The 26,605-nt window shown below is 59.7% G+C and carries 27 protein-coding genes; 15 read left to right on the plus strand and 12 right to left on the minus strand.

Annotated elements, in window-relative coordinates:
• Positions 1-33: 33 nt before the first annotated feature.
• Entirely contained in the window at positions 34-273 is a 240-nt protein-coding gene (locus tag IG629_RS15145) for a hypothetical protein (RefSeq protein WP_193172781.1), read from the minus strand.
• Positions 274-524: 251 nt separating this feature from the next.
• Here IG629_RS15145 and IG629_RS15150 point away from each other — a divergent pair, with 251 nt between their 5' ends.
• Complete coding sequence (locus IG629_RS15150) at positions 525-1,544, plus strand: methyltransferase (protein ID WP_226886763.1); 1,020 nt, start codon at positions 525-527, stop codon at positions 1,542-1,544.
• Between the two features lie 27 nt (positions 1,545-1,571).
• On the opposite strand, the gene IG629_RS15155 is transcribed toward IG629_RS15150, so the two are convergent.
• The gene (locus IG629_RS15155; protein ID WP_193172782.1) at positions 1,572-2,138 is read right to left on the minus strand and encodes a hypothetical protein; all 567 of its coding nucleotides are present in this window, start codon (positions 2,136-2,138) and stop codon (positions 1,572-1,574) included.
• Between the two features lie 196 nt (positions 2,139-2,334).
• Between IG629_RS15155 and IG629_RS15160 the strand changes: the two genes are divergently transcribed.
• Positions 2,335-3,066, plus strand: a complete 732-nt coding sequence (locus IG629_RS15160) for a ZIP family metal transporter (protein WP_193172783.1) — start codon at positions 2,335-2,337, stop codon at positions 3,064-3,066.
• Between the two features lie 147 nt (positions 3,067-3,213).
• Positions 3,214-3,804, plus strand: coding sequence for a hypothetical protein (locus IG629_RS15165; protein WP_193172784.1), 591 nt, complete (start codon positions 3,214-3,216; stop codon positions 3,802-3,804).
• Between the two features lie 59 nt (positions 3,805-3,863).
• Here the strand turns inward: IG629_RS15165 and IG629_RS15170 are convergent, their stop codons facing one another.
• The 7 genes from IG629_RS15170 to IG629_RS15200 form a co-directional block, all read right to left on the minus strand.
• Positions 3,864-4,220: a cupin domain-containing protein gene (locus IG629_RS15170; RefSeq protein ID WP_193172785.1), complete on the minus strand. Its 357-nt coding sequence runs from the start codon at positions 4,218-4,220 to the stop codon at positions 3,864-3,866.
• 551 nt (positions 4,221-4,771) lie between these two features.
• Complete coding sequence (locus IG629_RS15175; protein WP_193172786.1) at positions 4,772-5,368, minus strand: hypothetical protein; 597 nt, start codon at positions 5,366-5,368, stop codon at positions 4,772-4,774.
• Between the two features lie 114 nt (positions 5,369-5,482).
• A complete protein-coding gene (locus tag IG629_RS15180; protein ID WP_193172787.1) occupies positions 5,483-5,944 on the minus strand; it encodes a DUF3237 domain-containing protein in 462 nt (153 codons plus the stop codon).
• A gap of 61 nt (positions 5,945-6,005) precedes the next feature.
• Positions 6,006-6,422 (minus strand): response regulator, encoded by a 417-nt coding sequence (locus IG629_RS15185; RefSeq protein WP_193172788.1) that lies wholly within the window; start codon positions 6,420-6,422, stop codon positions 6,006-6,008.
• The gene (locus IG629_RS15190; protein WP_193172789.1) at positions 6,419-8,719 is read right to left on the minus strand and encodes an ATP-binding protein; all 2,301 of its coding nucleotides are present in this window, start codon (positions 8,717-8,719) and stop codon (positions 6,419-6,421) included. Before IG629_RS15190 ends, IG629_RS15185 begins: the two co-directional genes overlap by 4 nt.
• A 10-nt stretch (positions 8,720-8,729) precedes the next feature.
• Positions 8,730-9,104 carry a cupredoxin domain-containing protein gene (locus IG629_RS15195; RefSeq protein WP_193172790.1) on the minus strand — a complete coding sequence of 125 codons (375 nt, stop codon included), beginning with the start codon at positions 9,102-9,104 and terminating at the stop codon, positions 8,730-8,732.
• Between the two features lie 63 nt (positions 9,105-9,167).
• The gene (locus IG629_RS15200) at positions 9,168-9,542 is read right to left on the minus strand and encodes an AsnC family protein (protein WP_226886765.1); all 375 of its coding nucleotides are present in this window, start codon (positions 9,540-9,542) and stop codon (positions 9,168-9,170) included.
• Between the two features lie 102 nt (positions 9,543-9,644).
• Here IG629_RS15200 and IG629_RS15205 point away from each other — a divergent pair, with 102 nt between their 5' ends.
• Positions 9,645-10,361 carry a lysophospholipid acyltransferase family protein gene (locus IG629_RS15205; RefSeq protein WP_193172791.1) on the plus strand — a complete coding sequence of 239 codons (717 nt, stop codon included), beginning with the start codon at positions 9,645-9,647 and terminating at the stop codon, positions 10,359-10,361.
• Here IG629_RS15205 and IG629_RS15210 read toward each other — a convergent pair.
• The gene (locus IG629_RS15210) at positions 10,354-10,860 is read right to left on the minus strand and encodes a flagellar basal body-associated FliL family protein (protein WP_193172792.1); all 507 of its coding nucleotides are present in this window, start codon (positions 10,858-10,860) and stop codon (positions 10,354-10,356) included. The genes IG629_RS15205 and IG629_RS15210 overlap by 8 nt on opposite strands.
• 139 nt (positions 10,861-10,999) lie before the next feature.
• On the opposite strand from IG629_RS15210, the gene IG629_RS15215 reads away from it, so the two are divergent.
• On the plus strand, positions 11,000-11,260 hold the full coding sequence (locus tag IG629_RS15215) for a hypothetical protein (protein WP_193172793.1): 261 nt from the start codon (positions 11,000-11,002) through the stop codon (positions 11,258-11,260).
• On the opposite strand, the gene IG629_RS15220 is transcribed toward IG629_RS15215, so the two are convergent.
• Positions 11,257-13,038: a gamma-glutamyltransferase family protein gene (locus IG629_RS15220; RefSeq protein WP_193172794.1), complete on the minus strand. Its 1,782-nt coding sequence runs from the start codon at positions 13,036-13,038 to the stop codon at positions 11,257-11,259. The genes IG629_RS15215 and IG629_RS15220 overlap by 4 nt on opposite strands.
• A 204-nt stretch (positions 13,039-13,242) precedes the next feature.
• On the opposite strand from IG629_RS15220, the gene IG629_RS15225 reads away from it, so the two are divergent.
• The gene (locus IG629_RS15225; RefSeq protein ID WP_193172795.1) at positions 13,243-15,741 is read left to right on the plus strand and encodes a DUF1217 domain-containing protein; all 2,499 of its coding nucleotides are present in this window, start codon (positions 13,243-13,245) and stop codon (positions 15,739-15,741) included.
• A gap of 23 nt (positions 15,742-15,764) precedes the next feature.
• Here the strand turns inward: IG629_RS15225 and IG629_RS15230 are convergent, their stop codons facing one another.
• Positions 15,765-16,580, minus strand: a complete 816-nt coding sequence (locus IG629_RS15230; protein WP_226886767.1) for an aspartate dehydrogenase — start codon at positions 16,578-16,580, stop codon at positions 15,765-15,767.
• Positions 16,581-16,730: 150 nt separating this feature from the next.
• On the opposite strand from IG629_RS15230, the gene IG629_RS15235 reads away from it, so the two are divergent.
• The 9 genes from IG629_RS15235 to IG629_RS15275 all read left to right on the plus strand — a co-directional run bounded on the left by IG629_RS15235 (position 16,731) and on the right by IG629_RS15275 (position 26,537).
• Positions 16,731-17,741 carry a tripartite tricarboxylate transporter substrate-binding protein gene (locus IG629_RS15235; protein WP_193172796.1) on the plus strand — a complete coding sequence of 337 codons (1,011 nt, stop codon included), beginning with the start codon at positions 16,731-16,733 and terminating at the stop codon, positions 17,739-17,741.
• Between the two features lie 216 nt (positions 17,742-17,957).
• A complete protein-coding gene (locus IG629_RS15240) occupies positions 17,958-18,929 on the plus strand; it encodes a Bug family tripartite tricarboxylate transporter substrate binding protein (protein WP_193172797.1) in 972 nt (323 codons plus the stop codon).
• An 82-nt stretch (positions 18,930-19,011) separates the two neighbouring features.
• Positions 19,012-19,497: a tripartite tricarboxylate transporter TctB family protein gene (locus IG629_RS15245; protein WP_193172798.1), complete on the plus strand. Its 486-nt coding sequence runs from the start codon at positions 19,012-19,014 to the stop codon at positions 19,495-19,497.
• Between the two features lie 10 nt (positions 19,498-19,507).
• Positions 19,508-21,196 (plus strand): tripartite tricarboxylate transporter permease, encoded by a 1,689-nt coding sequence (locus tag IG629_RS15250; RefSeq protein WP_193172799.1) that lies wholly within the window; start codon positions 19,508-19,510, stop codon positions 21,194-21,196.
• 125 nt (positions 21,197-21,321) lie between these two features.
• Positions 21,322-22,323 (plus strand): N-acetyltransferase DgcN, encoded by a 1,002-nt coding sequence (dgcN, locus tag IG629_RS15255; RefSeq protein WP_028467217.1) that lies wholly within the window; start codon positions 21,322-21,324, stop codon positions 22,321-22,323.
• Positions 22,324-22,350: 27 nt separating this feature from the next.
• Entirely contained in the window at positions 22,351-23,337 is a 987-nt protein-coding gene (dgcA, locus tag IG629_RS15260) for an N-acetyl-D-Glu racemase DgcA (protein ID WP_193172800.1), read from the plus strand.
• A 7-nt stretch (positions 23,338-23,344) separates the two neighbouring features.
• The gene (locus tag IG629_RS15265) at positions 23,345-24,190 is read left to right on the plus strand and encodes a class I SAM-dependent methyltransferase (RefSeq protein WP_193172801.1); all 846 of its coding nucleotides are present in this window, start codon (positions 23,345-23,347) and stop codon (positions 24,188-24,190) included.
• 44 nt (positions 24,191-24,234) lie between these two features.
• The gene (locus IG629_RS15270) at positions 24,235-25,398 is read left to right on the plus strand and encodes an acyl-CoA dehydrogenase family protein (protein ID WP_028467220.1); all 1,164 of its coding nucleotides are present in this window, start codon (positions 24,235-24,237) and stop codon (positions 25,396-25,398) included.
• A 14-nt stretch (positions 25,399-25,412) separates the two neighbouring features.
• Positions 25,413-26,537 carry a CaiB/BaiF CoA transferase family protein gene (locus tag IG629_RS15275; RefSeq protein ID WP_193172802.1) on the plus strand — a complete coding sequence of 375 codons (1,125 nt, stop codon included), beginning with the start codon at positions 25,413-25,415 and terminating at the stop codon, positions 26,535-26,537.
• Positions 26,538-26,605 lie beyond the last annotated feature (68 nt).

Genomic DNA, 26,605 nt, shown 5'->3' on the forward strand with positions numbered 1-26,605 from the left:
ACCGTGACGGTTTTTGCCGTAGCTTGATCGCGTTTATTGCGGGTCGTGATCCGCGGAGACGACAAGTCGCCAGAGAATATCGCCCAGACTCTCGTCATGTTGATGGTGGTTCTGCGGCGGCAACGGCTCTCCTTGATTTGACGCCACTTCTTTCCGGCAACCTTCGCAGCGATAGATTCCGGAGCGTGGCGCGTCGTCGCCGGGCCGGTGGAGTTCGTCGAAGACGTGGACCGCCGATTTCAAGAGATACCGATCATCCTTGTAGAGTGCCATGGTCGCCCCCGTTCTCTTTCTGGTTGAGTTATCGTTCAGCCGATAGAGGGGGGAGTCAAGAAAGTGCGCTGCCGGGCGATCCGCCGGTGCCTGAAAAACCTCGTCAATCCCCATGTTCGTTTGCGGTGCAGCATAAATTGACGTGCGCTGAAGCTGCTAAGTCCAATCCCTGTCGCAAAAAACCCTACTGTTTTGCAGCTTTTGGCGAATTCAGATAAGTTATGTCGCAATAACGATAAAAGAACAGGGATATGACGATGACGTTGCTGACCAACGCCGAAGAAATTTCCGATATTGCGTTCGGCTTCATGGGATCGAAGGCGTTATTCGCTGCGCTGCATCATGGAATTTTCACCTGCCTTGCGGACGGCCCGCTCTCCGTTGAGGAGCTCGGCGAGGCGACCGGCCTGCATCCGGATCGGGTCCAGACCCTGCTGACCGCGCTGGCGGCGCTCGGCGTCGTCTCCTCGGAAGACGGGCGCTTCGCCAATTCCCCCGCCGCGGAGGCTTTCCTGGTGAAAGGCGCCAAGTACGATTTCGGCGACTATCTGCGCCTGCAGGTGGACCGGCAGATGTACGGTCTGCTGGATCAGATCGAGGATGCCATCGCCAATAAGTTGCCGGAGGATGCCACCAGTTCCTACGCCGACTGGTTCTCCGATCCGGAGCAGGCCAAGCTTTATTCCCGCAGCCAGCATGCCGGCTCCCTTGGCCCGGCGCGTGGTCTGGCGAAACAGGTGGATCTCTCAGGCGGCAAGAAGCTGCTGGATGTCGGCGGCGGTACCGGCGCTTTTGCCATTACCTTGTGCAAGGCTTTCCCGGACCTCACAGCGACCATTGTCGATTTCCCGAACGTCGCCGCGCTCGGCAAAGGCTATGTCGAGAAGGCCGGGCTCAGCGACCGGATCGAATATGTCATTGGCGATGCTCTGCGCACCGAATGGCCGCGCGAGCAGGACGCGATCCTGATGTCCTATCTGTTTTCCGGCGTGGCCGGTGACGAGCATGACAGCCTGCTGAAGCGCGCCTACGATCATCTGGTTCCCGGCGGCCGCCTGCTGATCCACGATTTCGTGGTTACCGCCGACCGCACAGGCCCGAAACTCGCCGCCCTCTGGCAGCTCCAGCACACCGCCTTCACGCCTGAAGCGCGTTCGCTCGACGATGAATGGCTGGCGGAGCAGCTGAAGAAGACGGGTTTCACAGACGTGAAGGTTGGCCCGATGATCCCGGGCATGACAATGCTGGCGGAAGCGGTCCGCCCGGAGTGATCCCGGACGGCCGCCGATACCCGCTGCTCAACCCGTAGAGGAAAGGGCGTGGACGTGTACGTCGCGCCCGGAATGTTTCTTCAGGATGTCGACAGCGCGCTGCTCATGCGCTTTGTCCCAGGTGCGCACCCAGAGTAGCAGGCCGCCATGGTCGAGCTGTTCCTGCAGACCCTTCGCATGGCGGTCCCCGAGCAGTTTCGCCATGATACCGCCGGCGAACCCGCCCGCGCCGCCCGCAATGGCGGCCCCGATGATCGCGGCCGCCATGGTGCCACCGGATGCCAGGATGGCGCCGGCCGCGGTGGTGGCCGCGATATAAAGCGGAGCGCCGATCAGGCCGCCTTCCGCATCGCCAATCGATTCCGTGGAGACATAGCAGCAGCGGGCGGCCTTCGGGTCGTCCTCGAGGTCCGAAACCTTCTCGTATTTGTGGCCGAGCTTCTCCTCGACCGTACGCTCACCGGCAAGCAGGCTCAGCTCGGCGCGGTTGAAGCCGGAACTCGTCAGATCATCGACCGCTTCCTGCAATGCCTCGGCGGTTTCGAAATATCCTACGGCTTCACGGATAGCGTCGTTTGCTTGCGCGGTGGGCATCACAGTCTCCTCTGGGTGAGTCGGGCTCCCTTGGACGAGCCGATCTGGCCGGGAACAGTTTTCGAGTGCGCGTGATGATAGCATTGCGTAAGGGGCTGTACACCATCGCCTCGAGCCCCGCATCTTGCCCAAGCGCGGGAGACAGGGGCAATGTCGGATCTGGAGCCTGGGGCGGGAACGGAAAAGCGGGACAGGGATGGGTGAGAATTTTGCGCTGACGCTGGCGGCCAGCCTGCTGGCGGGCGGGGTAACGACGGCCGGTATCCTCGCGATCCGTCGTTACGAGGGCTGGGCAAGGCAAAACAGCACATACTTTGTCTGCTTCGCGGCCGGTGTCCTGATTGCCGTCTCCTTCCTGCATATTGTGCCGACTTCTTTTGCCATGGCCCCCGAGGCGCCGGCCTGCCTCTTCGCCGGGTACATGCTGACTCACCTCCTCAACCGGTTCCTCACCACCTATGTCTGCGACAGGCCGGAGACCGCACGGCTGGCGATCGGCCTGGTGCCGCTTTTCGGTATCGGCTTTCATTCCTTCCTCGACGGCGTGGTTTATTCCATCAGCTTCAGCGTTAGCCTGCTGACGGGAGGGCTGGTTGCTCTCGGCATGGTGCTGCACGAGTTTCCCGAGGGAATCGTGACCTATGCGATGCTGGTCCGCGGTGGGGTCTCCGGGCGCCGCGCCTTCTGGCTCGCCTTCCTCGCTTCGGCGGCGACGACCCCGCTCGGCACCCTGGTCTCCTATCCCTGGATCAGCCGTATCGACCAGGACCTGCTCGGCGCCCTGCTCGCCCTCTCGGCGGGCGCCCTGATCTATGTCGGCGCCACCCACCTGTTGCCCCAGGCCGAACGCGAGCCGCGCCGCTTCAGCCTGCTCGCACTCGCGGCGGGGGGCCTGGTGGCTCTGGGGATTGTTTTGAGCAAGGGGTGAGAGCGAAGGTCAGTATTCGGTGCCGTATCTTCGTAATTTCAGAACGGTCGCCCATAAGAGCGTTTTCAGAAATTAGCTAACATACTTCCTTGATTCCCTGTTTTCTTGGGTCTTTTTACGATGCTATAGGAAGCAATATTGTTCTCGATGAGTGGATGGGGTGGGTTTGTGAAAGGGTTTTTGCTGAATGTGCTGCGAGAAGTGGGTAACTCGGTGCGCTACGGTGATGCGAAATGCGTCGTAATTGCCGGCGTTAGTTTTACGCTTCTAATGTCGTATTTTCGGTTTTTATGGGACGCGCCAGGAAAGACTTGGGGGATTATGGCCTCTATTGATGTTTCTGGCTTAGACGGAAAAGATACTCTTATTATAGCCTTGTTGTTTTCTTCTTTTGTTTTGTCAGCGCTGGCGCTTATTCCCTCTACTTCGAGGAAATCCTACAGAATAAGTTTTTTAAATTGGGTGAATAAAAAACTCTATCAGAGTGAAGCAATCTCAAAAAGCAATGGAATAGTTTATTTTCGCGACATCGCCATGTATGAAACTCTGGAAGAATACGGGGTTTCATTGGAAAGTAAATTCGAATCCGGAAAGGGTTTGGATCAAGTAGAATGTGATCTTTCTGCGCAGGTGTGGGTTGTGTCCCGGATTGCAACTGCGAAGTTCATTGTTGCCAATTTTTCTGTTTATTTTCTTTTCTCCGCAGTCGCTCTGTTTTTCGTTATGTCGGTTTTTTGATCCGGTGACTGTGCACCCGCCGGTTTCGAACTCCTCGAGACCCGGCCCGCTGAGTGACGTTAGCCCTCCAGGTCGGTCTGGATGAAGCGGTCGTTCAGGTGAATGTCCGTGGTCTCCAGCCGGCCCGGGCCGAGATTCTCGAACTTGTGCGGCACGTCCGCCGGGCCGAAGACGATCTGCCCCGCCTCGGCCTCGAAACTCCGGTCGCCGACCGTGAAGCGCGCCCGGCCCTGACGGATGATGAAGAGCTCGTCATAGGGATGCAGATGCAGCTTCGGCCCGCTGCCGACCCTGTCGCTGGAGAAAAACAGCACCGTCACATCCGTGCCGACCGCCCCACCCTCGAACCGGCCGACCCACTGGTCTTTTTCCCGGGCCCAGTCACTGCGCTTGATTAGTGCGGGGGAGCGGTTCATGGCGGACGGTCCTTCTATATCGGTGTCTTTGGCTGGGCTTTGATATGGGAGTTCAGGGGGCCAGTTGGCCCGAAATCGTGGAATCAAATATGCTTCGTTTAAGTCTCTTTATTTTACTCGAAAGACTAGAGTGCTGATCCTTTAGTCTCCTCTCTATCTGGATCAGGCGCGTCCTGCAATTTTACTGGCTAATAGGGGTGTGCCCGCATACCATTTCAACTTTAATGGGAGGTGGGATTGGCCAGAATTACTCGGGTAACAGAAAACGAAATAGCGTTTGCCGTTCTTCAAATTGCTGCAACACAACCGAACGGGATAGCGACCTTTCAGCGTATAAAGCGGGAGATCCCTGACTATATAGAGTTGTCTGAGGCAGATAGACGGCGTTCAATTACGCGTCCAAATGAAGAGGTTTGGGAACAGCTTATCCGAAATATAAAATCACACTACGAGGCACTCGGTAATTACATTTGTGAAGGTTATCTAGAGCATGTTCCGCGTTCTGGGTACCGCATCACAGATCAGGGAAGGAGGCATCTACACTCACGCTCTTAATCGGAGTAACGCGCCTTGTAGCCGGGCTCGAGCCAGCGTAGCTCTGTTCCGCTCGGGGCGTCCTTGTCCCACACGAACCATGCATAGGCTGTTGTGCCGCTGCCTTTCCGCTCTGCCCCGGCTGGATAGAAGGTTATCCGCTCGCTGAACACCCAAACGCGTGATGGTGGTGATTCAGAGAAAATAGTGCGTTGGCGGTTGGCGCCTTCCAAAAACGCTAACCGTAAGAGAAGTGCAAATTTTTGGTCTACTGAAGATAACCCCGATCGCACAAACCCCTCGGCGGCGTTATACGGTGGGTTGGTTACGATGTTTGATGCTCGTCGATTAGGCGATAAAAAGTCGACGCCTCTTTCGCCATAACCTCGATCGTAGAGGTCTGAACTAGCAACAGGTCTACCCGTATCTTCTAGAACGACCGACATGGAACCGTCGCCGCAGGCAGGCTCCCAAATGTCGCCTTTGAAGCTTTCATTATCGATCAAAGCATACGTCGCCCACCGAGGCGTCGGAAAGAAATCAGGACCGCCTAGATCTGCGAACCGCTTCAGCGTCGGCTTGTAGCCACCATTGAGATTGTATGTCGTATCCATGTGGAAAATTATAATAGAATCAGTATATTAGTCAATGCTCCCTAAGTGATTCTAACGACTCGATTTTTCGAGTTTGTACTGGATAATGAGCCAAGTTGGAATGAATCGCTCCCCTCACAACACCCGATACACATTATAAAGTGGCCCGCTCGGCGTCCGGTCTCCACTTCCCACGCAGACAGCCTTGTTCAGCCAGAGATACTTGTCAGCCGATGTCTCGAAGCTGGGCGTGATCCGGAAGTAATAATCGTCGCGGTTCACCGGCTGGCCGGCATTCATCCGGGCCATGACTTCTTCGGGGCCGTGGCGCAGGCCCTTGTAGGTCATGTAGATCAGGGCGCCGTCATCGGCTTCCAGCACCAGGCGGACGTCGAGTTGCGTGACGCCATCGTTGCGCACGAGAATCCAGTCGCCGCCACCGCCGCGCACGGTGCCTTTGATCGCGGGACCCTCAAAACTGCCGCCGGTAACCTTGGCGATCTTGCGCTCGCCGAAAGGCGTGTGGCCGAGCAGTTGCAGCGGGGCTTCCACCGCGAGGGTGATGTCGAAGAGATGCTCTGTCTGGATGTGGCTCATTGTCCGGTCCTCCCATGACGCCCCTGCGGGCTTATCGTTAACGGGGAGTATGACCGGGTTTTCAGAGCTTGAAAATCGCTTCGACTTTGCTTTTCAGCTGATCGGGCGTGAAAGGCTTGGCGATATAGGCATCGACGCCGTATTTGCGGGCGGCGATGACAAAATCCTTGTTCGCGTTTCCGGTCAGCATGACGAAGCGCATCTTCGGGTAGGTCTTGCGCACGGCGCGCAGGAATTCGAGGCCGTTGATCTCCGGCATGTTCCAGTCGGAGACGATCAGTTGCACGTCGCCGTCCAGTTCTTTCAACAGCTTCAGCGCCTTCAGACCGTCCGCCGCATGAAAGATCCGGCGGAATCCCATCAGCTTCAGCGCGCCCTGGGCGAGTTTGGTCGCCATCGGTTCGTCCTCGGCGACGATCACCTGATACTCGGCAAAGTTGGGAGGGATGGGGCTGTTGTGATCCGGCATAAAACTCATTGGACGGCCTGGTTGTCGAAAAGTGTACGGCTATGCTCAAGAGCGGCAAGCAGGTTTTCCGCCGCGCCCATGCAATCCTCTAAATGATCTGCTTCGGCGCCGTTTTCAACCGAAAGTGCAGCCCGGTAGACGTCGCGCAAACCGACGGAGGCAGCCGCGCTCTTTAGCGTATGGGCAGCCTCGCTCAGCCCGGCGGCGTTCCGGGTCTTGAGATGGTCCTCGATGATGGCGGCATGGGCATCGACCGCGCCGAGAAAGTCGGAAACCATTTCATCCGCGAATTCCTGGCCGAGCTGGTCCCGGTAGGTGGCGAGAATGTCCGGCTCCAGCGCCGGGCCGTCCTGCATCAGCCGCTCAGCCACAGGGGAGGCGGAGTCCGCCGGCATTTCGTCCGGCCAGTCGTCATCGCTATCGCCGTTATCAAGGCCGTCCAGTCTCAGCACACGGGCAAGCGCACCGAACAGCAGGCCCGGGTGGATCGGTTTGGCGACATAGGTATCCATGCCGGAAGCAAGGCAGCGCTGAACCTCTTCCGCGGTTGCCGCCGCCGTGGCGGCAACGATGGGAATGTCCGACAGCGGCGGGTCGAGGGCGCGAATGCGGCGGGTCGCTTCCAGCCCGTCCATCACCGGCATGTTCATGTCCATCAGCACCGCGTCGAACGTGCCGGGCGGCTCTGCCTCCAGCGCGGCGAGGGCTGCAGCGCCGTCCGGCACGATCCGCACCGAATGACCCTCAGCCTCCAGCAGTCCTCGGGCGACCTGCTGGTTCACCAGATTGTCCTCGGCGACGAGGAGGGTGAGCGGCGGCAATTTCTCGGCACTTGCCGGCAGGTCGCGGTTGTCCGGCACTGCGCCATCGGCGAGCGGGATCTCGAACCAGAAGGTGCTGCCTTCACCGGGAATGCTGTCGACGGCGATCTGGCCGCCCATCAGCTCCACGATTTGCTTGCAGATGGCGAGGCCGAGGCCGGTGCCGCCATATTGCCGGGCCGTGGAGCTGTCGGCCTGGCTGAATTCCTGGAACAGCCGGTCGACCTTGTCCTGCGGGATGCCGATACCGGTATCGGTGACACTGAACCGATAGCTGCCCTCCGTCTCGCCGGCGCTGACGGAGACGGTGACGCCGCCCTCTTCGGTGAATTTCAGGGCATTGCCGACCAGGTTCAGCAGCACCTGGCGCAGCCGGGCTGAATCGCCCTTCAGGTAGCGTGGGCAGTTCTCGTCCACATCGGCGCGGAAGGTGAGGCCCTTTTCCTCCGCCCGTCCCTGCATCAGGGCGAGGGAGCCGTCGACCATGCGCCGCAGGTCGAAATCAAGCAGCTCAAGATCGAGCTTGCCGGCCTCGAGTTTGGAGAAGTCGAGGATGCCGTTCAGCAGATGCATCAGGCCTTCGGCGCTTTCCAGCACTGTCTCGGCGAAATGCCTTTCCTCACCGCCGAGCGGCCGGCGTAGCAGCAACCGGGTCATGCCGATAACGCCGTTCATCGGGGTGCGGATCTCGTGGCTCATCATGGCCAGGAAGTCCGACTTCGCCTTGGCGGCGGCCTCGGCACTGTCCCTGGCCTCGCGCACCTCGTTCATGACGTCGCGGAACACCAGCAGGGAACGGGCCATGCCGCCGATCTCGTCGCCCCGGGTCCGGTCGCGCGAGTCGACCGCGACGGAGCGGTCACCGGCCGCGAGTGAGATGGTGCCCTTGGCGAGCCGGTTCAGCGGCCGGATGATGTTGCGGGCCAGCAGGCCGGCGACGATCAGGGAGACGACCAGCACACCGCCGAGGATGTAGGTTGTCAGCCGTTTGGTGTCGTTGACACTCTGCTCGGCGGCAAGCCAGAAGCGGTATCCGTCCTCGGCCGCGACCTGTACCAGGATGTCGAGATTGACTTTGATCCGCTCCGCTATGGCATCCCGCTCGGGTTTCATGGTCGGTTCGGTCCGCGCGGTATGGGCAGCGTCCCACCAGGCCTCGAAGTCCGTCTGCAGGTTTCCGGCAAGCTCCAGCGTCCGTTCCGACATTCGGCGATCCGAGGCGACCTCAAGGTCGATGAAGAAGTCCTCGCGGAGTTGCGCGAGACGTTCTTCAGACGAGGCGCCGGTCAGCCGTTCCTCAAGTTCCATGACCAGGAAATTGGTTTGGGCCGAACGGGCGAAATTGATCGATTGCAGCGGCCGGTCATACATCGCCTTGGCGATGTCGCCGAGCGACCAGGTGGCAAAGAAGCTGGTCCCCGCGAGAGCGCCGGCGGCTAGCACGGCCACCAGAAACGCGCCGATCAGTTTGAGGCGGAGGGACATCGCGTGCCGGTTATTCGGTGACGGTGATCTTCAGGCGCATCCGCGGATGGATCCGGCAGCGGATATCGACGATGCCGAGTTTCTCCAGCACCACGTCCCGCTCCTCGCCGGGCGGCTGCAAGCCGATATCGAAGCTGGCGCCCTCGGTCTCTGAATAGACGTTGTGTCCGTAGAAATCGTCGTTCACGAAGCGCACCATGTCGCCTTTTTTCACGGTGACAGCGGCGGGCGTGAAATTGCGGCCCTTCTGGCTGATTGTCGCGGCGGGATCTGCTGCCATGGCAATGATGGCTCCGGACATACCGAGGAAAACGGTCGCCGAAAGCATGACGCGAAACAATCCTGGAAGAGACATGAAACCGTCCACTTCATTTTCTGAATACATGACTATATCGGAAGTAAGGGTAATTAATCAGCTTTCATCGGCGTGATTACCAGCGAAACCGCACTACCCGTACCTCACAAATAAGCGATTCAGTTCCAGCCGGTGGAAGGTTTCGGCCTGCGGGCCGTGATCCGGGCCGAAATATAGGCCTAGCCCGGCGCAATGCTGGAAGAAGCCGGGACCGGGTAGACCGTCCCGGGCTTTCGAGATCGCGACCGCCGATCGCAGCGGCTGGCTGATCCGGTGATCGCGTGTTGTCAGATCCTCGAGCGCCTCGGTCAGGCGGTGGATGCGGTGCGGGCCTGTGATACCAGCCGCTTCCGCGAGCTCCGCATAGGTGATCGTCCGCTGCGCCCGGGCCTGTTCCTCAAGCGCGTCGATCATGCGGGAGAACCAGGGTTCATGGTTGTGGCGTCCGGCACCGTGTGCATCGCTCATCTGGTCTTCGGGCTCCGCTGGACCGGGGCGAGCGGTCAGTTTTGCCCTGACAGGCCCGGCATTCTTCAGTAAAGGGTGTCCCATAAATCAAGGGACTCCGAAATGAAAGCCTTCCGGGCAACGCTCTTTAACGTTCTCTTCTACACGCTCACGCCGATTGTTGGCCTGCTATTGCTGCCGGCTTGTCTCGGACCGCGAAGCTGGGTTTGCGCCGTCAGGGATCTCTGGTCGCGAAGTGTCATTGCGCTGCTCGGCCTTGTGGTTGGATTGCGCTGGCGGTTGACCGGCGGGGAGTCCATGCCGGACGGCCCGGTGCTGATTGCCTGCAAGCACCAGTCCGCGTGGGAGACGATCGCGCTGCAGCTGTTTTGCCGGGATCCGGCTATCGTGCTGAAGCAGGAACTGCTGAAATTGCCGGTGTTCGGCTGGTATCTCCGCCGTGTCGGCATGGTGCCGATCGACCGATCCGCCGGCGCGGGTGCGCTGAAATTGATGGTCAAGGCGGCAGAGGAGCGGGTTGCCGAAGGCCGACCGGTGGTGATTTTCCCGCAGGGCACCCGCGTCGCCCCCGGAACCGAACAAGCCTATCATCCGGGTGTTTACGCACTTTACCGTGCGTTGAACCTTCCGGTGGTGCCCATCGCCCTTAATTCCGGTCAGTTCTGGGCTCGGGAGAGCTTCATGAAATATCCGGGCGTGGTCGACGTTCATGTGCTGGAGCCGATCCCTGCCGGTCTCGACCGGAAGACCTTCATGGCCAAGCTCGAAGAGGTCATTGAAACCGAGACAGGCAAGCTGGAAAAAGCCGCCGCTATTTGATCGTCATCTTCAGGATCTGCAGGTTGAGCAGGTCCTCCTTGTCGATGATCTCGCGCAGCCGGACCCAGAGCCCGTCGCGGATCCTGTTAATACCGTCGAACCCGTTCAGCTCCTGCTCGTTCAGGCTGCTGGCGAAGATAATCACCTTGTCCCGGATTCGTGGTTCAAGCGTCGTTACCCGGATCTGCGCTGCCTCGTCTTTCAGCTCCAGTGCAACGCTGAGCAACATGAATATGGGATAGTGCCGTTCGGTCTGCAGGTTGATAACGAATTCTTCAAGCTGAAATGTAACGGCGCCAGGAGGGGGAGCGGCGAAGGTCGGTGGCGCTTCGTTCAGGAAAGGCTCTTCTTTCGGCTCGCTGTTCGCAGCCGCCATGCCGTTTTTCTTCTGCGTCCCGAGCGGATCGAATCCTGGAATCAACCCGAACATCACAGCCCCCATTCCAGCGCCGACGATGAGCATCAGCGGCAGGGTGACGAAGATGATGAGTTTCTTCACGGGGCTCGCTCCATTCTGGCCGGGACCGTTATTGCTTATGCACTAGCAGTTATCCTATTTGAATGAACAGCTTTTCCACTGCAATCCACTGGAGTTTCGGTCCTATGATACGGTTGTGGCCCGAAGGAGTGGGGGGATAATGCAGGATAAGGAAGCGCGCGAGTGGCTGGACTTTTTCTCGAAGCAGCCCCACGAGCGCCTGACGCAGGAGTCCGCGGGCGATGTCCCGAAGGTGGTATCATTCGTGATTGACCTCGTTGATGATCGGTTCGTCATCACGCTCCGGTTCGAGGATGGACGGGAGCGCGCGATATCGCTCAATGACGATCTCGCGCTTTATCTCCGGGAATACCTTACGACAGGCCTGATGGAACACGCCGCGCGGAGCCGGCCGCTCTAGCGGCCGACGGCGTAGCCCTGCATGCCGCGCGGATTGGCGGCGGCCCGCAGCATATCGCCATCCTTTGCGGCCGCCGTCAGACGGCCTTCAGACCAGGGGTCGCCGATCTCCAGATCGTGCCCGCGTCGGCGCAGTTCGGCATAGGTCTCCTGCGGGAACCTGTCTTCCAGGACCAGACGCTTGTTGATCCGGCCGCGCGGCCAGAACGAGCTCGGGAAATGCTCGTTGTGGAAGGCCGGGCAGTCGATTGCTTCCTGCAGGTTCATGCCATGATCCGCATGGTGCAGGAACAGCAGCAGGGACCATTGGTCCTGTTGATCTCCACCCGGCGTGCCAAACGGCATATAGGCTTCGCCGTCACGCAGTGCGAAGGAGGGCGACAGCGTTGTCCGCGGGCGTTTCCCCGGCGCCAGCGTGGAGGGTGAACCTTCCTCGAGCCAGAACATCTGGGCCCGGTTGCCGAGGCAGAAGCCGAGTTCCGGGATGATCGGCGAGCTTTGCAGCCAGCCGCCGCTCGGCGTCGCCGAGACCATGTTGCCGTCCTTGTCGACAATATCGATATGGACCGTGTCGCCCCGGGCCTCGCCCATCTTGCCGACGGTCGGCTCGCCAACGCCCATGCCCGCGCCGGAGATGTCCTGCGCATGCGGTAGCAGGGAATGGGAGATGTTGTTGCTGTAGCCTTCGATGGTACCGGCAATGAAGGCGTCGGAAGCGTCCTTGCCCAGAAGCGCCCGGCGGCTTTCCGCATAGGCGTCGCTCAGCAGGGTTTCCATCGGAACATCGACAAAATCCGGATCGCCGTAATAGGCCTCGCGGTCCGCGTAGGAGAGTTTGGAGGTCTCGGTCACAGCATGGACGAAATCCGGGCCGGTCGGATCCATGTCTGCGATGCCCATGGTTTTCAGCAGGGAAAGCTGCTGCAGCATCACGGGGCCCTGGCTCCAGGCGCCGCATTTCGCGACGGTGTACCGGCCATAGTCGTAGGTCAGTGGATCTTCGTAAGTGGCGGACCAGCCCGACAGGTCGTCGCCGGTCAGCAGGCCTTTATGGCGCCGCCCGGTCGCATCCATGTAAGCGTCCCGGCAGAACCGGTCGATGGTCTCCGCGATCCAGCCGCGATACCAGATGTCCCGTGCGCGGTCGATTTGGGCCTCGCGGCTGCCGCCGCCGGTTTCCGACTCGCGGACGATCCGCTCATAGGTATCGGCCAGCTTCGGGTTGGAGAACATGCCCCCCGGAGTGGGTGCCTTGCCGTCTTTCAGGTAGATCGCGGCGGATGTCGGCCATTCGGTCTCAAAGAGCCCGCGCACCGTCTCGACCGTGTCGGTGATTTTCGAGACCACCGGATAGCCGTTGCGGGCGTAACCAATGGCATATTCCAGAACATCGCCGAGGCCCATGGTGCCGTGGTCGCGCAGCATCAGCATCCAGGTATCGAACGCGCCCGGCGTCACGGCAGCCAGCAAGCCGCTGCCGGGGATCAGATCGAGGCCGAGATCGCGGATCGCCGGGATCGTCGCGGCTTTCGGCGCAGGTCCCTGGCCGCAGATTACCTGTGTGCGGTTCTCTTTGGCGCTGTGCATGATCAGGGGCAAGTCGCCGCCCGGGCCGTTCAGATGCGGCTCGACGATCTGCAGGACGAACCCTGCGGCAACCGCCGCATCGAACGCATTGCCGCCGCGCTCCAGGATCGCCATACCGGCCGAGGAAGCCAGCCAGTGAGTAGAGGCAACAACACCGAAGGTGCCGCGAATTTCGGGTCTGGTCGTAAACATGATGGATCCGCGAGGGTGGGTTGGAATGGGACGCAACTATAGTCCCGGTATGCCCGCGGGTCCAATTCCACCGGACTCTATCCTGCATTGTAAGTTGCGGCGAAAAATGCTATATGTTTCGCGATCTCAGAAGAGATGGCCCACTTTGTGCATGTTAATTTTTGTTAATCAATCTGCACAAAGCAAGCAGAAGCAGAGGGTTCCATGACTAACGCCGCCGCCGCATTGAGCATTTTGGGTGGGTCCTTCAACGCCGGTAGCGGCGGAACGACCACTGGTGTAGCCGCGTTTGCAAAATACAAACGGGACCCGGAAGGCGCGCGTCGTGACTTCTACGAAAGCGCGGCTGTTCAGAAAAACATCAAGAGTTTCCAGTCGAGTGCGAACGAGATCAATTCGCTCGAGGATTTCCTGGCAGATCGGAAAACTCTCGAATTCGTCCTGACGGCCTTCGGTCTGGAATCGGAACTCAATAATCCCGGTAAGCTGAAAGCGATCATCAACAGCGATCCGGATGATGTGAATTCCTATGCGAACCGGTTGGCCGACTCGCGTTATGGCGAGCTTGCGAAATTTCTGAACGTAAAGAACGAAGGCTTTACCAAGCTGCAAAGTGCTGACGCGCAGACTGAGGTCATCGACGATTACCTTACCAATGCGTTTGAAGTTTCGATTGGACTTGAGAACCCGGCGGCACGTGAGGCCGTGTTTTTCCTGCGGCGCGTCAATGAAATTGATAGCGCGCTCGAAATTCTTGGTGATTTACCGCTGCGGAATATCGTGACGACAGCCCTTGGCTTGCCGGCTCAGATCGCCAAACAGTCCGTGCTCAAGCAGCAGTCCTTGATCGATGCAAAACTCGATTTCGACAAGCTGAATACGCTGGACCGGGAAGAGGAAAATGCGTCGAAGACCAAACTCGATCTGGTCAATGACGATCTGAGCGCCGTCAAAACCGGGCTTGCCGCCGTCACGAATGCGAGCCTTGAGTTGTCGACCGTGCAGCAGCAGCTCGAAGACCTTCGCATTCATTTGCAGGACATCGACAATATTACTGATCCGGGCGGGGTTCTTGCGGATGAAATCCCTGTTCAGGAAGCGGCTATCCCGGAGCTGATCCGTCAGCAGGGACTGATCGCGGCGGCCGAAAAAGCGCTCTTGAGCACCGACCCGAATCTGACCCGGATCGATGCGATATTCAAAGAAGCGGCCAACGTAGAGACCCAGGAAGAACTCGACGGACTGAAAAGTGAATTTGATCGGCTGGTGACTGAGATCACCAGCGCGGACGGCTTTATCAAGGGATCGAATTACAGCGACAGCACCGCCGGTACGACCGAGAATTTGCTGTTGCCGTCAGGTGATGGAGGCAGCGGTATCGATGCCCTGCCGTCGGCCAAGGCGACGACAGTGGTCAAGTCGGATGGCACTGCGGTTGTGACCAGCTCGCTCGATCTCTCAGACTTTCTGACTAATCTGGATAATACCAACACGGCTTTTCAGGCAATCAACCTTGGGAGTCTGTCTTCCGATATTTCGTCGGCGAAGACCGATTTTGAGGCTGTCGAAAGCGATTTCAAATCCGCGCAGGTTCAGAACGGCGTGAATGCTTCCAGTTTTGCCGGCAGCGTGAGTGGTGTGAACTTCGGTTATTCGCTGAATACCCAGTCTCTTTCTCAAGGTATTTCCGCTGTCGATGACGGACTTACGCGCCTTTCGAAGGCCGCGGCAGTGATTTCTGAAATTCGGACCCTGGCATTTAATGCGCAAGCGGAAGATGCCGATATCGACGAGTTGAACACGACTTATGGTGGGAAACTCGAAGAGCTGGCATCCCTGATCAATGACGCCGGGACGGCGACCGACGGGACTAACACATTCACGTTCGACAATCTGTTGACCGGCGGCACGATCAGCTATGAAGCCGATGCAGCGTCCGGGAAGAGTATTGATGCGCGTGGCGGTGCTCTGGATACCGTGATTCTTGGCGCGCTTCCGACCACTCTTAGCGCTGGAAATGCGAACGGTATTCTGAGCGATATCGATACGACGGTGACGGATTCCTTGAGTGAGTTGAAAGATAATCTGGTCACGGATCGGAAAATCTTTGATTTTGCGGCGAATGTCGCGGATCCGCTGGGGGCAATCGATGCTGAAATCCGTCAGATCAGTGGTGACCTCGACGCGCTTATCGAGCGTGCGGGGGATAGCGGGGACAACCTGCTCAAAGAATTTGGCAATGATCTTAAAGTTGTTCTTGGAACGCTGAGCACGACAATTACTGTCGATGCGCAAGGCGGCTTCAAGGAAGATTTCGAAAACGCGCTGAGTTCACTTCAGTATGTCGCTGTCAGTGGCGGGGTAGCGGCTTCGCGTGAGAGTATTCTTAACGACGCCCTGTTTTCGGTTGGCTCGACGCTTAGCCGGCTCAACGCTGAAAAGTTCACACTGAATATCCAGAATTCGATTCTGGGTGAGAAAAAATCCTCGCTCACCAATACGAGTGGGTCAGCGGAGTCCCTCGATTTTCTGAAGCCGCTTGAGAACACGAACTATGCGATCAAGTTCATCGAGCAATATCTGGTGAAGAAGGACCTCGAAGCGATCGGCGGCAGCACCACGACGCAGCCCAAGAACGCGTCCCTGGTCGGCCTGTTCCAGGATATCAGCGGCGGTGGCGGTCTGCTCAATCTGCTCAGCTAGACCGCCTGCTCAGTTGAGGGGGGTCAGGTTCCCGCAGTCAGCGGCGCGTTCAAGCGACGCAGAGTTGCAATCACGCTGAGTGCGGTGATCTTGCCCGTCTTCGGATTCTCTTCTGTCGGAATATTCTCAATCGTCATGGTGAAGCGCGCGCTGTCCGCCTCGACCCTTATTGTATGGGTGTTGCGGGTGACGGACGGGTCCGCCCAGATCTCCACGCTGGTCCGGTCCGGGCCAATGCCGGCCAGGCTGAGCGCTGCCGCGACATTGACATTCGCCGGGAAGCCTTTAGCGGCGGCCCGGGCATTTCCCTCGAACACTTTTTTCGCCTCGGTCAGCCCCTCGACAGAGATATCATTCTCGACGAGATAAGGCGCGCCGCCGAGTCCGAGCGGCGGCTTGCGGGTCTCCAGCGTTACGGATTCGATAATGCCTTCCGCAGCGGCGCGCACGGCGTCCAGTCCGATCAGGGCACCAGTTGGCAGAATCATCCGGGCGCCGGTCTCGTTCGCTTTTTCAACAAGCTCCATGTGATTGAGCAGGGCGCCGATGCTGACCGGGACGAAGATCCGTCCTTTGGAGATTGCCGCTTCAGCAACTATCTGGAACACGGAGGCGGGCGCGCACTCGACGACGACATCGCAGGTCTCGGCCAGGGCTTCCAGCGATACGACAGGTGCGCTGGCGCCGATGGATGCCAGGTTATTCTGGGCCTTTTCCACATTTCGGGCAGAGACGGCGCCGAGTTCCAGGCCGGGCAGGCGACCGTCGGTGATCGCGCGGGCCAGTGTCAGGCCGATTGCGCCCAGACCGCCAATGCCGACCTTCATGTTTCCAGCCATTTCTGTTTCCTTCGTTCCCAGAGTGCGCGATGAGTCCGTCACCCTTCTGTAGCGGAAAATCCCGGCGGGTCAAACGGCCGCGACAATCTGCTGCCGCTGGACGGCGATACCTGGCCGGGTATAGTGGGGCGCCAGTCGAATGGGAGCACAATGAGACCGTTTCAATTCCTGATGCTTGTGGTCTTGGCCGTCTTGGCGCAGCTCGTGCGTCCAAACGATGTCCGGGCACAAGAGCTTTCCTGTATTACGGTTTCCATAATCGTACCGTCTGCGGTCGGCTCTGCCGGCGACCTGGTCGGCCGCGCTGTCGCGGATGCTGCGACGAAGCTTGGCGGGCCCGCCTTCCGCGTTCGCAACCGGCCCCGGGATATTGCGCGTCAACTGATCGAGGATGCAGCGCCTAACGGCTGCACGCTGATGCTCGACACGCAAATTCAGGTCGCGTTCGAGGTGCTGGGCAAAGGCAAGACCGATTGGCGCGATTTCAAGCCGATTGCCCTGTTGACCCGGACGCCGGTGGCAATCGTATTGTCGGCCGGAGGGCCGCCTCCCGCCGCACCGAAAGGCGAGGAGCCCGAGTTACCAAGTCTTTCCGGCATCGTTTCACAGCTTCGCGACAAGCCGGAGAGCGTTACTTTCGCCCTTGTCGAGGATCCGCTCGAGCAATTGCTTTTCCTGAGGATGGAAGAGGCACTCGATGCACGATTTCGGATCCGGAGTTATCCGAACGGCATATCGCGCTATCGCGAGTTGGTGAGTGGCCCGGCCGGCGTTGCGGGATTTGTCTCTCTCAAGGGGGCGGCGGCACGGATCAAGGCGAAGCAGTTGAACGTGCTCGCAGTCAGTGGGGCGTTTGAGCCCGGTATGCTGGCCGGCGTACCGACGATTGGACCCGAGGCCGGTGGACTGACATTCGGGATCGATCACGGACTCTACGGGCCACGCGATATGCCTGACGATATTGTTAAAACCCTTGCCGAGATTATGCGGAAGGTCATGGAAACCCGGGGCGTTCTGTCGGACCTGCATACTGAATACGGAACCGAGGCGGCCTTGATCACGGGTGATGGATTCGCGCGATATCTTGAGAATCTCGCCGCCGATTGGGGGGAAATGCTTCAACGTCAAAATAATGGCGGTCGCTTGGGACAAAAAAGCTGACGGCCAAAGACTTCGTTGAAACAATATGTCCCGTTACTGGATGAATTTTTTTATTTTTATACACGTCGCAATGGAATGCTCGTGCGAATGATTGGGAACAGTTGACAGATGGCAGGGTATTCATAGGGTATCAGCCACAAGACAGGCGCATTTCCGATGCGCCTAGGAGGTTTCGAGCACCGTCCGCCCGGTCGGTGTGACCAAAGGGAGAATAAAATGAAGCTCAAGACAGCACTCTTCGCGGCTCTAGCGACAGCGTCAGTTGCTTTTGCCGGCGCACCGGCCGTACAGGCCGCGGATCTGTCCTGCCGTACAGCCAAACTGATCGTGCCGTGGGGCGCGGGCGGTGGCACCGATGTCATCTTCCGTCAGTTCGTCGAAGCGGCGAACGAAGCCGGCGCAAAGCCGAAGCTGCAGGTCGTCAATATCGGTGGCCAGGGCGGCAACAAGGGTGCCAAGGAAGCCCGTAAGGCGAAGCCGGACGGTTGCACCCTGTTTGCCATTCACCAGAGCGCGCTGACCAGCTTCTTCAACGGCCGGGTCGACTTCACTTGGGATGCGTTCGAGCCGGTCGCCCTGCTGACCCGGACCCCTGCCATCATCGGCGCCAGCCCGGACGTGCCGTACAACAACATCAAGGAACTGGTCGCAGCCGCCAAAAAGGCGCCGGGCTCGGTGACCGCGGGCGGTACGCTCGGCTCCACCAGCCACTTCATCTTCCTGCTCCTCGAAGATGCTGCGGGCGTGAAGTTCAAGCACGTCTCCTACGATGGCACCCGTCAGCGGATGACGGCGCTTCTGGCCAAGAACATCGACATCGGCGAAATCAACCTCGCCTCTGCCAAGAAATACATCCAGACCAACGAGCTGAAGGCGCTTGGAATCACCACGCCGGAGCGGAACCCGGAAATCCCGGAGGTCATGACCCTCTCCGAGCAGGGTTATAACCTGATCTATGGTACGGACCGTGGTGTCGTTCTGCCGAAGGGTGTCAGCCAGGACGTGATCAATCACTATGCTGAGGTCTTCAAGAAAGCAGCGGCTAACCCGAAAGTCGTTGAAGCGATGACCGCCAAGGGTACGACCGTGAACTATCTCGGCCCGAAAGAGTACACGGGCTACTTCGAAAAGACCTTCGCGGACTGGAAACGGATCGCGATTGAAGTTGGACTTTACAAGGGCGACTGATTAATCAGCCCGACGCGCGGCGGCTCCCGTTCCCCGGGGGCCGCCGTTTGCGTTTAACGATAAGGAATGTGGAGGAACGCCGGTGGCGCGCTTGAACCGCGATACGTTGATTGCTTTGCTGCTTCTGGTTTTTTGCGGTGTCATGATTTCCGCAAGCCTGGACATCGAAGAGACAAATTACGGGACAATGCAGTCGAGCGTCTGGCCTCAGGTCGTGCTCGGGGTGTTGACGGTCTTTTGTCTCGCAATGCTCGGGCAGAGTGTGCTCAAGCCGTCCGTTGTCAAAACGGAGAACGGCGCCGGGAGCCGTGGTCTTGGTCGGTACCGCAACGCGATTACCGTCTATGTCCTGTTCTTCCTCTTCCTCGTGACCTTGCCCTATCTCGGCATGCTGCTTGGCGGCATCGGCTTCGTCTTTCTCGCTCTGACGCTTCTGGGTGAGCCGGAGCTGAAACGTGTGCCGCTTCATCTGGCCATTGCCGTTGGAACGGTGGGGCTGATGTGGTCCATCTTTACCTTCGGTCTCGGCGTTCTGCTGCCGGACGGCGAACTCTTGCAGCTGAATTAGGACGAGCGCGATGATCGAAACACTTATGTATGCTTTCGCCGATGTCTTCGCGCCATGGAACCTGGCACTGATGACGATCGGCGTCACCGCGGGCCTGATTGCCGGCGCGATCCCGGGTTTCACCATTGCGATGGCTGTCGTGCTGACCCTGCCTTTCACCTTCGGGCTGAGCCCGGTCGAAGGGCTGTCGACGATGATCGGTGTCTTTGTCGGCGGCCTGTCCGGTGGTTTGATGTCCGGCATGCTGACCGGTATTCCCGGCACACCATCCTCCATTGCCACGACTTTCGACGGATTCCCGATGGCGCGGAACGGGAAGCCCGGCCTCGCACTTGGCCTCGGCGTCTGGTCTTCGTTCTTCGGCGGGATCTTCAGCGCCGTTCTGCTGGTGACCCTGGCGCCGCGTCTGGCCGTAATCGGCCTTGAGTTCGGCCCCTGGGACTATTTTTCTCTCGTGCTCTTTGCTCTGACCATCACCGCGAGCCTCTCCGGCGAGAATCTGGTCAAGGGTATGATCGCCGGTGCGCTGGGTCTTTTCATCGCGACGATAGGCGAGGACGAAGTGAATGGCGTGGCGCGTTTCAGCTTCGGCATCGATGATCTTGAATCCGGCTTCACCTTCCTGCCGGTCCTGATCGGCCTTTTTGCGTTCAGCCAGCTGTTGTCCGACTTGCAGGACCGGGTGAAGGCACGGCAGCCATTGATGGATGCGTCGGGCGCTGATGCCCGGATCCGGATTGAGCATCTGAAGGCGATCAGGATGGTGTTCGCCCGCTGGACCAACCTGCTCCGGTCGTCCGTCATTGGCGTATTTACGGGAGTACTTCCCGCCGCCGGTGGCTCGATCTCCAATATTCTGGCCTATGACCAGGCGAAGAAGGCGTCGAAGACACCGGAGAAGTTCGGCACGGGTACTCCCGATGGCATTATCGCGCCTGAAAGCGCGAACAATGCGACGGCCGGCGGAGCCCTGATCACCATGATGGCGCTCGGCATTCCCGGTGACATCATCACCGCCGTGATGCTCGGAGCCCTGCTGATCCATAATGTTCAGCCAAGTCCGACCTTCATCTCCGACAATCCGGATCTGGCCTACGCGATCTTTGTCGCGTTCTTCCTGGCCCACTTCATCATGATCGCCATGCAGTCGGTGACTCTGCGGCTGTTCGTCATGGTGACGCGGATTCCGATGTATGTACTGGCCTCCGTGATCCTGGCCTATTGTGCCATTGGCGTCTTTGCCCTGAACAACATCACCTACGATATATGGGTGCTGTTCTTCTTCGGGATCATCGGCTACGTGATGCGGCAGCTCGGCTTCCCGCTGGCGCCGATTATTCTCGGTGTGGTTCTGGGGCATGTCGCCGAGCTCAACCTGTCACGCTCGCTGGCGATCGACAGCGATCTGATGCTGTTCTTGACCCGGCCGTGGTCGCTGTTTTTCCTGCTTGTGTCAGTCTTCTCCATCGGCTTCCCCTGGTACCAGAAAGCACGGACAACCAAAGCCTGGACCCTGGCCTACATCCCGGTCCTGCTCGCTGCGGTTTCGGTTCCGCTCTTCATGATGGAGGGCTTTGTGCGGCCGATTATCGGAGTAGCGTTGCTGGCACTTTCCGCCTATCTTCTGTGGCGAAGTGCAGCGTCCGGATGGAAAGTGGCACCCACGGGTGATCACGAAGTCCATCTTGAGGAGACCTGACCAAGGCACGCCACCTCCGCCATGGAGACGGCCCTGGGTCGATAAAGTTCCCCCGGACGCGGGCACAGATGAATTCGTGCCCCGCCCGGGGCAATGCGCAACCACATTTTTGCCAAGGTGACGTCGTGGAAATCCGCAATCCCTATCTTATGTTTCTGGGCGATGCGCCCGATCAGCTCGCAGCCAAGACCGCCAATGGCGTCAAGGTCTGGCGCGAGGACTGGTGCGTCGGCCAGTTCCGTCTGCCGGGTTGTAAGGCAGATCTGAAGCTTCCCGACATGACCATCGAGGAAGCCGCCGAGGCCGGCGTGAAGACCGTGATCCTCGGTGTCGCCAACCGCGGCGGCTTTATGCCGGATACCTGGTTGGTCGAATTGGAAAAAGCGCTCGATCTCGGTATGGAGATCGCCAGCGGACTGCACACCCGCATCAGCACTATTCCGTCGCTTGCGGCAAAGGCGAAGGAAAAGGGTCTCGGCCTTTATGACGTGCGCCACCCGACCGGCAATTTCTCGGTCGCGAACGGCAAGAAGCGCACCGGCAAGCGTCTGCTTCCGGTCGGCACGGACTGCTCCGTCGGCAAGATGTTCACCGCGCTCGCCATTGAGCGCGAACTTCACAACCGCGATGTGAAGGCGACCTTCCGCGCGACTGGCCAGACCGGGATCTTCATCGCCGGCTCCGGTGTCTCGGTCGATGCGGTCGTCGCCGACTTTATTTCCGGTGCGGTCGAAGAGCTGGCACCGGCCAACGATGCGGATCATTGGGATCTGGTCGAAGGCCAGGGCTCGCTGTTCCACGCTTCCTATGCAGGCGTCACCATGGGACTGATCCACGGCGCGCAGCCGGATGCGCTCGTGCTCTGCCACGAAGCCAACCGTCCGCACATGCGCGGTCTGCCGGAATACTCGGTTCCGAGCCTGACCGAGTGCATTCCGTACTATCTGCAGGCTGCCCGCCTGACGAACCCGGACGCCCAGTTCGTTGGCGTTTGCGTGAATACCTCCAGTCTGGACGACAAGGCTGCCGAGGAATTTCTGAAGAAGGCCAGCGACGAAACGGGCCTGCCTGCTGTGGATCCGATCCGCAACGGTGTTGGTGCCATCGTCGATAACATGCCGCTCTAGGCCTATCTGAACTCAGAGGAGCAATCGATGTACAGGTCGGTTACCGTTCGTCGCGAAAGCTGGCCGCTGCAGGGCGTCTTCCGGATTTCCCGGGGCGCCCGGACAGAGTCGGAAGTCATTGTCGTGGAAATTGCCGGCGACGATGTCGCCGGCATGGGCGAATGCTTTCCCTACAAGCGCTACGGCGAAACGCTGGATAGCGTTGCGGCCCAGATCGAGTCCGTGGCGGGCGAGCTTGCCAACGGTATGGACCGTGCCGGTCTGGCGGCCGCGCTCGCACCGGGGGCAGCCCGCAATGCCATCGATTGCGCCCTTTGGGATCTTGAGGCGAAACAGACCGGCAAGCGGGTCTGGGAACTTGCCGGTCTGCCAGAACCGAAGCCGGTCACGACCGTCTTCACGCTCGGCGTGGACGAGCCGGAAGTGATGGGCGCGAAAGCGGCCGAAAACGCGGCACGCCCGGTTTTGAAGCTGAAGATGACCGGTGACGACAAGGATCTGGAGCGGGTTACCCTGATCCACAAGAACGCCCCGAACGCGAAGCTCGTGGTCGATGCCAATGAAGGCTGGACCGTGGCGCAGTATCAGGAATACGCGCCGAAATTCGCCGAACTCGGTGTGGTCATGATCGAACAGCCGTTGCCTGCGGCTGACGATGAAGGTCTCAAGGGGCTGGATCGCGTCGTACCGGTCTGCGCCGACGAGAGCTGTCACGACAGCAAGACCCTCGATGCGCTGGTCGGCAAGTACGATATGATCAACATCAAGCTGGACAAGACCGGTGGTTTGACCGAAGCGCTCGTGTTGCGCGACAAGGCGCTCGAAATGGGCTTCGAGGTCATGGTCGGCTGCATGGTCGGCACCTCGCTTGCCATGGCGCCGGGCGTACTCGTGGCGCAGGGATGTGCCGTGGTCGATCTCGACGGGCCGCTGTTGCTGGCGAAAGACCGGGAGCCGGGACTGGCTTATCTGGGCAGCGTCATTCAGCCTCCCGAATTCGGGACCTGGGGCTAGCCTTCCGATGGGCGATCTGCCGGACGTCACGTCCCACTACAGCTCGGACGGGCTGGCGGACCGGTTGATCGCAATCCTTGAAGAATCCGGTATCGACCGGGACAGCATCACCGAAGCGGACCTGCATTCCGTCGATCAGATGCACTTGCGTGGCCGGACGGCGGCGACGGAGTTTCTGGACAGCCTCGACATCAAGGCTGGAGACAAGGTGCTGGATGTCGGTTGTGGCCTGGGCGGACCGGCACGCATGGCCGCGACCCGCTATGGCGCGGATGTCACCGGCATAGATCTGACAGAGGCGTTCTGCGACGGCGCGCGGCAGCTCAATGCTCTGGTCGGGCTGGAGAATATCCGGATCGAGCAGGGCGACGCGCTTGCCATGCTGTTCCCCGACAACAGTTTTGACGTGATCTTCACCCTGCATGTAGCGATGAACATCGCCGACAAGGCGGAGCTTTACCGCGAAATTGCCCGGGTCCTGAAGCCGGGCGGCCGGTTCGGCCTTTATGACGTGGTCGCCGGATCGGGAGAGCCGATCCACATGCCTGTCCCCTGGGCGACCTTGCCGGAACACAGTCATCTGGTTTCGGCAGAAGAGATTGAAGCGCTGGCGAATGCCGCCGGGCTCGAAACCGAACGATCCGAGGATCAGTCGGCCCTGGTCGAGACCTATCTCGACGATCAGCGTGTGGCACGTCAGCTACGCGCGGAAAAGGGAGAACCGGAACCGCCGACGGGCGCGCCGGTCATCATGGGCGAGTCCTTCGTCCGGAAGCAGAAACACATCTATCGCAATTTGAAGGAGGGCCGGATTGCCGTCCGGCTTGCTATCTTCAAACTGAAAGAAGACTGAAAACCAGATTGCGGCCGCTGCCAAGAGCCGCAACGGGAGGAAATATGAGTACGGACAGCGATGTTATCGCCGAGATCAGGCGTGCCGTTCAGGCATTGTGCGCGGATTTTCCGGGTGAGTACTGGCGAGAGAAAGACCGGGAGCGCGCCTACCCGACGGAATTCGTCCAGGCATTGACCGAGTCCGGGTATCTCGCGGTTCTGATCCCGGAAGAATATGGCGGCAGCGGTCTTTCGATCAGTGCCGCCGCCGCGATCCTTGAGGAAATTCATAAATCCGGCTGCAACGGCGGCGCCTGTCACGCCCAGATGTACATCATGGGCAGCCTGCTTCGGCACGGTAGCGAGGCGCAGAAGCGGCAGTACCTGCCCAAGATCGCCAGCGGTGAGTTGCGGCTTCAGGCCTTCGGCGTGACGGAGCCGACCAGCGGCACCGACACACTCTCCCTTGCCACCACCGCGGTGAAGAAGGGCAACGACAAATATGTTGTGAACGGACAGAAGGTCTGGACCTCGCGCGCCGAGCATTCCGACCTCATGTTGTTGCTGGCCCGGACCACGCCGAAGGAAGAGGTAAAGAAGCGCACGGACGGTCTTTCGGTCTTCATCGTCGATATGCGCGAGGCGAAAGGTAACGGGCTCGAGATCCGGCCGATCCGCGCGATGGTCAATCATGCGACGACGGAAGTCTTCTTCGACAATCTGGAAATCCCCGCGGAGAACCTGATCGGCGAGGAAGGCAAAGGCTTCCGCTATATCCTCGACGGCATGAACGCGGAGCGTATCCTGATTTCGCACGAGAGCATCGGTGACGCTCGCTGGTGCATCGAAAAGGCGACCAACTACGCGAATGAGCGGAAAGTCTTCGGTCGGCCGATCGGACAGAATCAGGCAGTTCAGTTTCCCATCGCGAAAGCCTTTGCGGCAACCGAAGCGGCCGCCCTGATGGCGGAGAAGGCAGCGAAGCTGTTCGAGGCGGGTGAGCCCTGCGGGGCCGAGTCCAACATGGCCAAGCTGCTGACGGCGGAAGCGGCATGGGACGCGGTGGATACCTGCATGCAGACCCATGGCGGCTTTGGTTTTGCCGAGGAGTATGACGTCGAGCGCAAATTCCGGGAGATCCGGCTGTACCGCACGGCGCCGATCTCCACCAACATGATCCTGTCCTTCATCGCCGAGCATGTGCTCGGCCTGCCGCGCTCCTACTGAGCGGGGAGGATGTCATGACAAAGCCACTCGACGGCATGCTGGTGCTTTCCATCGATCAGGCGGTGGCGGCACCCTATTGCGCCTCCCGCCTGGCCGATGCCGGCGCCCGCGTGATCAAGATCGAACGCGCCGAGGGAGATTTCGCGCGCGGCTACGACCACGAGATAAAGGGCGAGAGCGCCTTTTTCATGTGGCTGAACCGGGGCAAGGAAAGCCTGGTTGCGGATCTGAAGAACCCGGACGATCTGGCTCTGCTGCACAGGATCATGGGAAAGGCGGATGTCTTCCTGCAGAACCTGGCACCAGGCGCGACTGACAGGCTCGGGCTTGGCTCCGACGAGCTCCGCAAACGCTACCCGCGGCTGACTACGGTCGATATCAGCGGGTACGGGGACGAGGGGCCCTATGCGGAGATGAAGGCCTACGACTTTCTGGTCCAGGCGGAGAGCGGGCTGATCTCGGTCACCGGCTCGAAAGAGGAAATGGGCCGGGTCGGCGTTTCGATCTGCGATATCGCGTGCGGCATGTTTGCCCGGACCGCCGTTCTCGAAGCACTGCTGTTGCGGGAGCGGACGGGCGAGGGGAGCCAGATCAAGCTTTCCCTCTTCGGCGGCATGACGGAGTGGATGTCACCCTGGCTGCTGCATGAGGCCTATGGCGTCCTGAAGGAGCAGCGTATCGGTCTCAGTCACCCGGCCATCGCGCCCTACGGAGCCTATGTCTGTGCCGGCGGGGACATGATCCTGATCGCCGTGCAGAACGATCGGGAATGGCGTCGCTTCTGCAAGGACGTGCTCGGTGGCGAAGGGATAGCGGATGACGAGCGGTTCCGCACGAATACCGACCGGGTGGCCAATCGCGAGGCAATGAACGACGCAATCAACGCTGTGTTCGGCCCGCTGACGCGGGATCAGGTGCGAGAAAAACTGACGGCGGCGGGGATTGCCTTCGGGGCGATCAACAGCGTCGCCGACGTGCTGGAGCATCCGGCATTGCGGCGGGTGCCGGTCGAGACCCCGGTCGGCACGATCGAAACGGTGGCGCCCCCGGCACAGTTTGTCGGCGCGGATCTGTCGTTCGGTCCGGTGCCGAGGCTTGGCCAGCACAGCGATGCGATCAAGGCGGAGTTCTCCGCCTGAACCCGTTGTAAATCGATTGCCCTCAATACAAAAACGCCCGGCAGTGCCGGGCGTTTTTCGTTTTGTTG

Origin of the sequence: Nisaea nitritireducens (genome assembly GCF_014904795.1) — a bacterium.
Taxonomy (GTDB): domain Bacteria; phylum Pseudomonadota; class Alphaproteobacteria; order Thalassobaculales; family Thalassobaculaceae; genus Nisaea; species Nisaea nitritireducens.

What these genes read in the sequence shown, in the direction of transcription:
- IG629_RS15240 (WP_193172797.1), top strand. Translation starts at nt 17,958, where the DNA reads ATGAAGCTCAAGACAGCACTCTTCGCGGCTCTAGCGACAGCGTCAGTT.
- IG629_RS15230 (WP_226886767.1), bottom strand. Translation starts at nt 16,580, where the DNA reads ATGGCTGGAAACATGAAGGTCGGCATTGGCGGTCTGGGCGCAATCGGC.
- IG629_RS15165 (WP_193172784.1), top strand. Translation starts at nt 3,214, where the DNA reads ATGAGTGGATGGGGTGGGTTTGTGAAAGGGTTTTTGCTGAATGTGCTG.
- IG629_RS15275 (WP_193172802.1), top strand. Translation starts at nt 25,413, where the DNA reads ATGACAAAGCCACTCGACGGCATGCTGGTGCTTTCCATCGATCAGGCG.
- IG629_RS15270 (WP_028467220.1), top strand. Translation starts at nt 24,235, where the DNA reads ATGAGTACGGACAGCGATGTTATCGCCGAGATCAGGCGTGCCGTTCAG.
- IG629_RS15195 (WP_193172790.1), bottom strand. Translation starts at nt 9,104, where the DNA reads ATGTATTCAGAAAATGAAGTGGACGGTTTCATGTCTCTTCCAGGATTG.
- IG629_RS15160 (WP_193172783.1), top strand. Translation starts at nt 2,335, where the DNA reads ATGGGTGAGAATTTTGCGCTGACGCTGGCGGCCAGCCTGCTGGCGGGC.
- IG629_RS15175 (WP_193172786.1), bottom strand. Translation starts at nt 5,368, where the DNA reads ATGGATACGACATACAATCTCAATGGTGGCTACAAGCCGACGCTGAAG.
- IG629_RS15180 (WP_193172787.1), bottom strand. Translation starts at nt 5,944, where the DNA reads ATGAGCCACATCCAGACAGAGCATCTCTTCGACATCACCCTCGCGGTG.
- IG629_RS15220 (WP_193172794.1), bottom strand. Translation starts at nt 13,038, where the DNA reads ATGTTTACGACCAGACCCGAAATTCGCGGCACCTTCGGTGTTGTTGCC.
- IG629_RS15225 (WP_193172795.1), top strand. Translation starts at nt 13,243, where the DNA reads ATGACTAACGCCGCCGCCGCATTGAGCATTTTGGGTGGGTCCTTCAAC.
- IG629_RS15265 (WP_193172801.1), top strand. Translation starts at nt 23,345, where the DNA reads ATGGGCGATCTGCCGGACGTCACGTCCCACTACAGCTCGGACGGGCTG.
- dgcA (WP_193172800.1), top strand. Translation starts at nt 22,351, where the DNA reads ATGTACAGGTCGGTTACCGTTCGTCGCGAAAGCTGGCCGCTGCAGGGC.
- IG629_RS15185 (WP_193172788.1), bottom strand. Translation starts at nt 6,422, where the DNA reads ATGAGTTTTATGCCGGATCACAACAGCCCCATCCCTCCCAACTTTGCC.
- IG629_RS15215 (WP_193172793.1), top strand. Translation starts at nt 11,000, where the DNA reads ATGCAGGATAAGGAAGCGCGCGAGTGGCTGGACTTTTTCTCGAAGCAG.
- IG629_RS15205 (WP_193172791.1), top strand. Translation starts at nt 9,645, where the DNA reads ATGAAAGCCTTCCGGGCAACGCTCTTTAACGTTCTCTTCTACACGCTC.
- IG629_RS15170 (WP_193172785.1), bottom strand. Translation starts at nt 4,220, where the DNA reads ATGAACCGCTCCCCCGCACTAATCAAGCGCAGTGACTGGGCCCGGGAA.
- IG629_RS15150 (WP_226886763.1), top strand. Translation starts at nt 525, where the DNA reads ATGACGATGACGTTGCTGACCAACGCCGAAGAAATTTCCGATATTGCG.
- IG629_RS15155 (WP_193172782.1), bottom strand. Translation starts at nt 2,138, where the DNA reads ATGCCCACCGCGCAAGCAAACGACGCTATCCGTGAAGCCGTAGGATAT.
- IG629_RS15145 (WP_193172781.1), bottom strand. Translation starts at nt 273, where the DNA reads ATGGCACTCTACAAGGATGATCGGTATCTCTTGAAATCGGCGGTCCAC.
- IG629_RS15190 (WP_193172789.1), bottom strand. Translation starts at nt 8,719, where the DNA reads ATGTCCCTCCGCCTCAAACTGATCGGCGCGTTTCTGGTGGCCGTGCTA.
- IG629_RS15250 (WP_193172799.1), top strand. Translation starts at nt 19,508, where the DNA reads ATGATCGAAACACTTATGTATGCTTTCGCCGATGTCTTCGCGCCATGG.
- IG629_RS15200 (WP_226886765.1), bottom strand. Translation starts at nt 9,542, where the DNA reads ATGAGCGATGCACACGGTGCCGGACGCCACAACCATGAACCCTGGTTC.
- IG629_RS15235 (WP_193172796.1), top strand. Translation starts at nt 16,731, where the DNA reads ATGAGACCGTTTCAATTCCTGATGCTTGTGGTCTTGGCCGTCTTGGCG.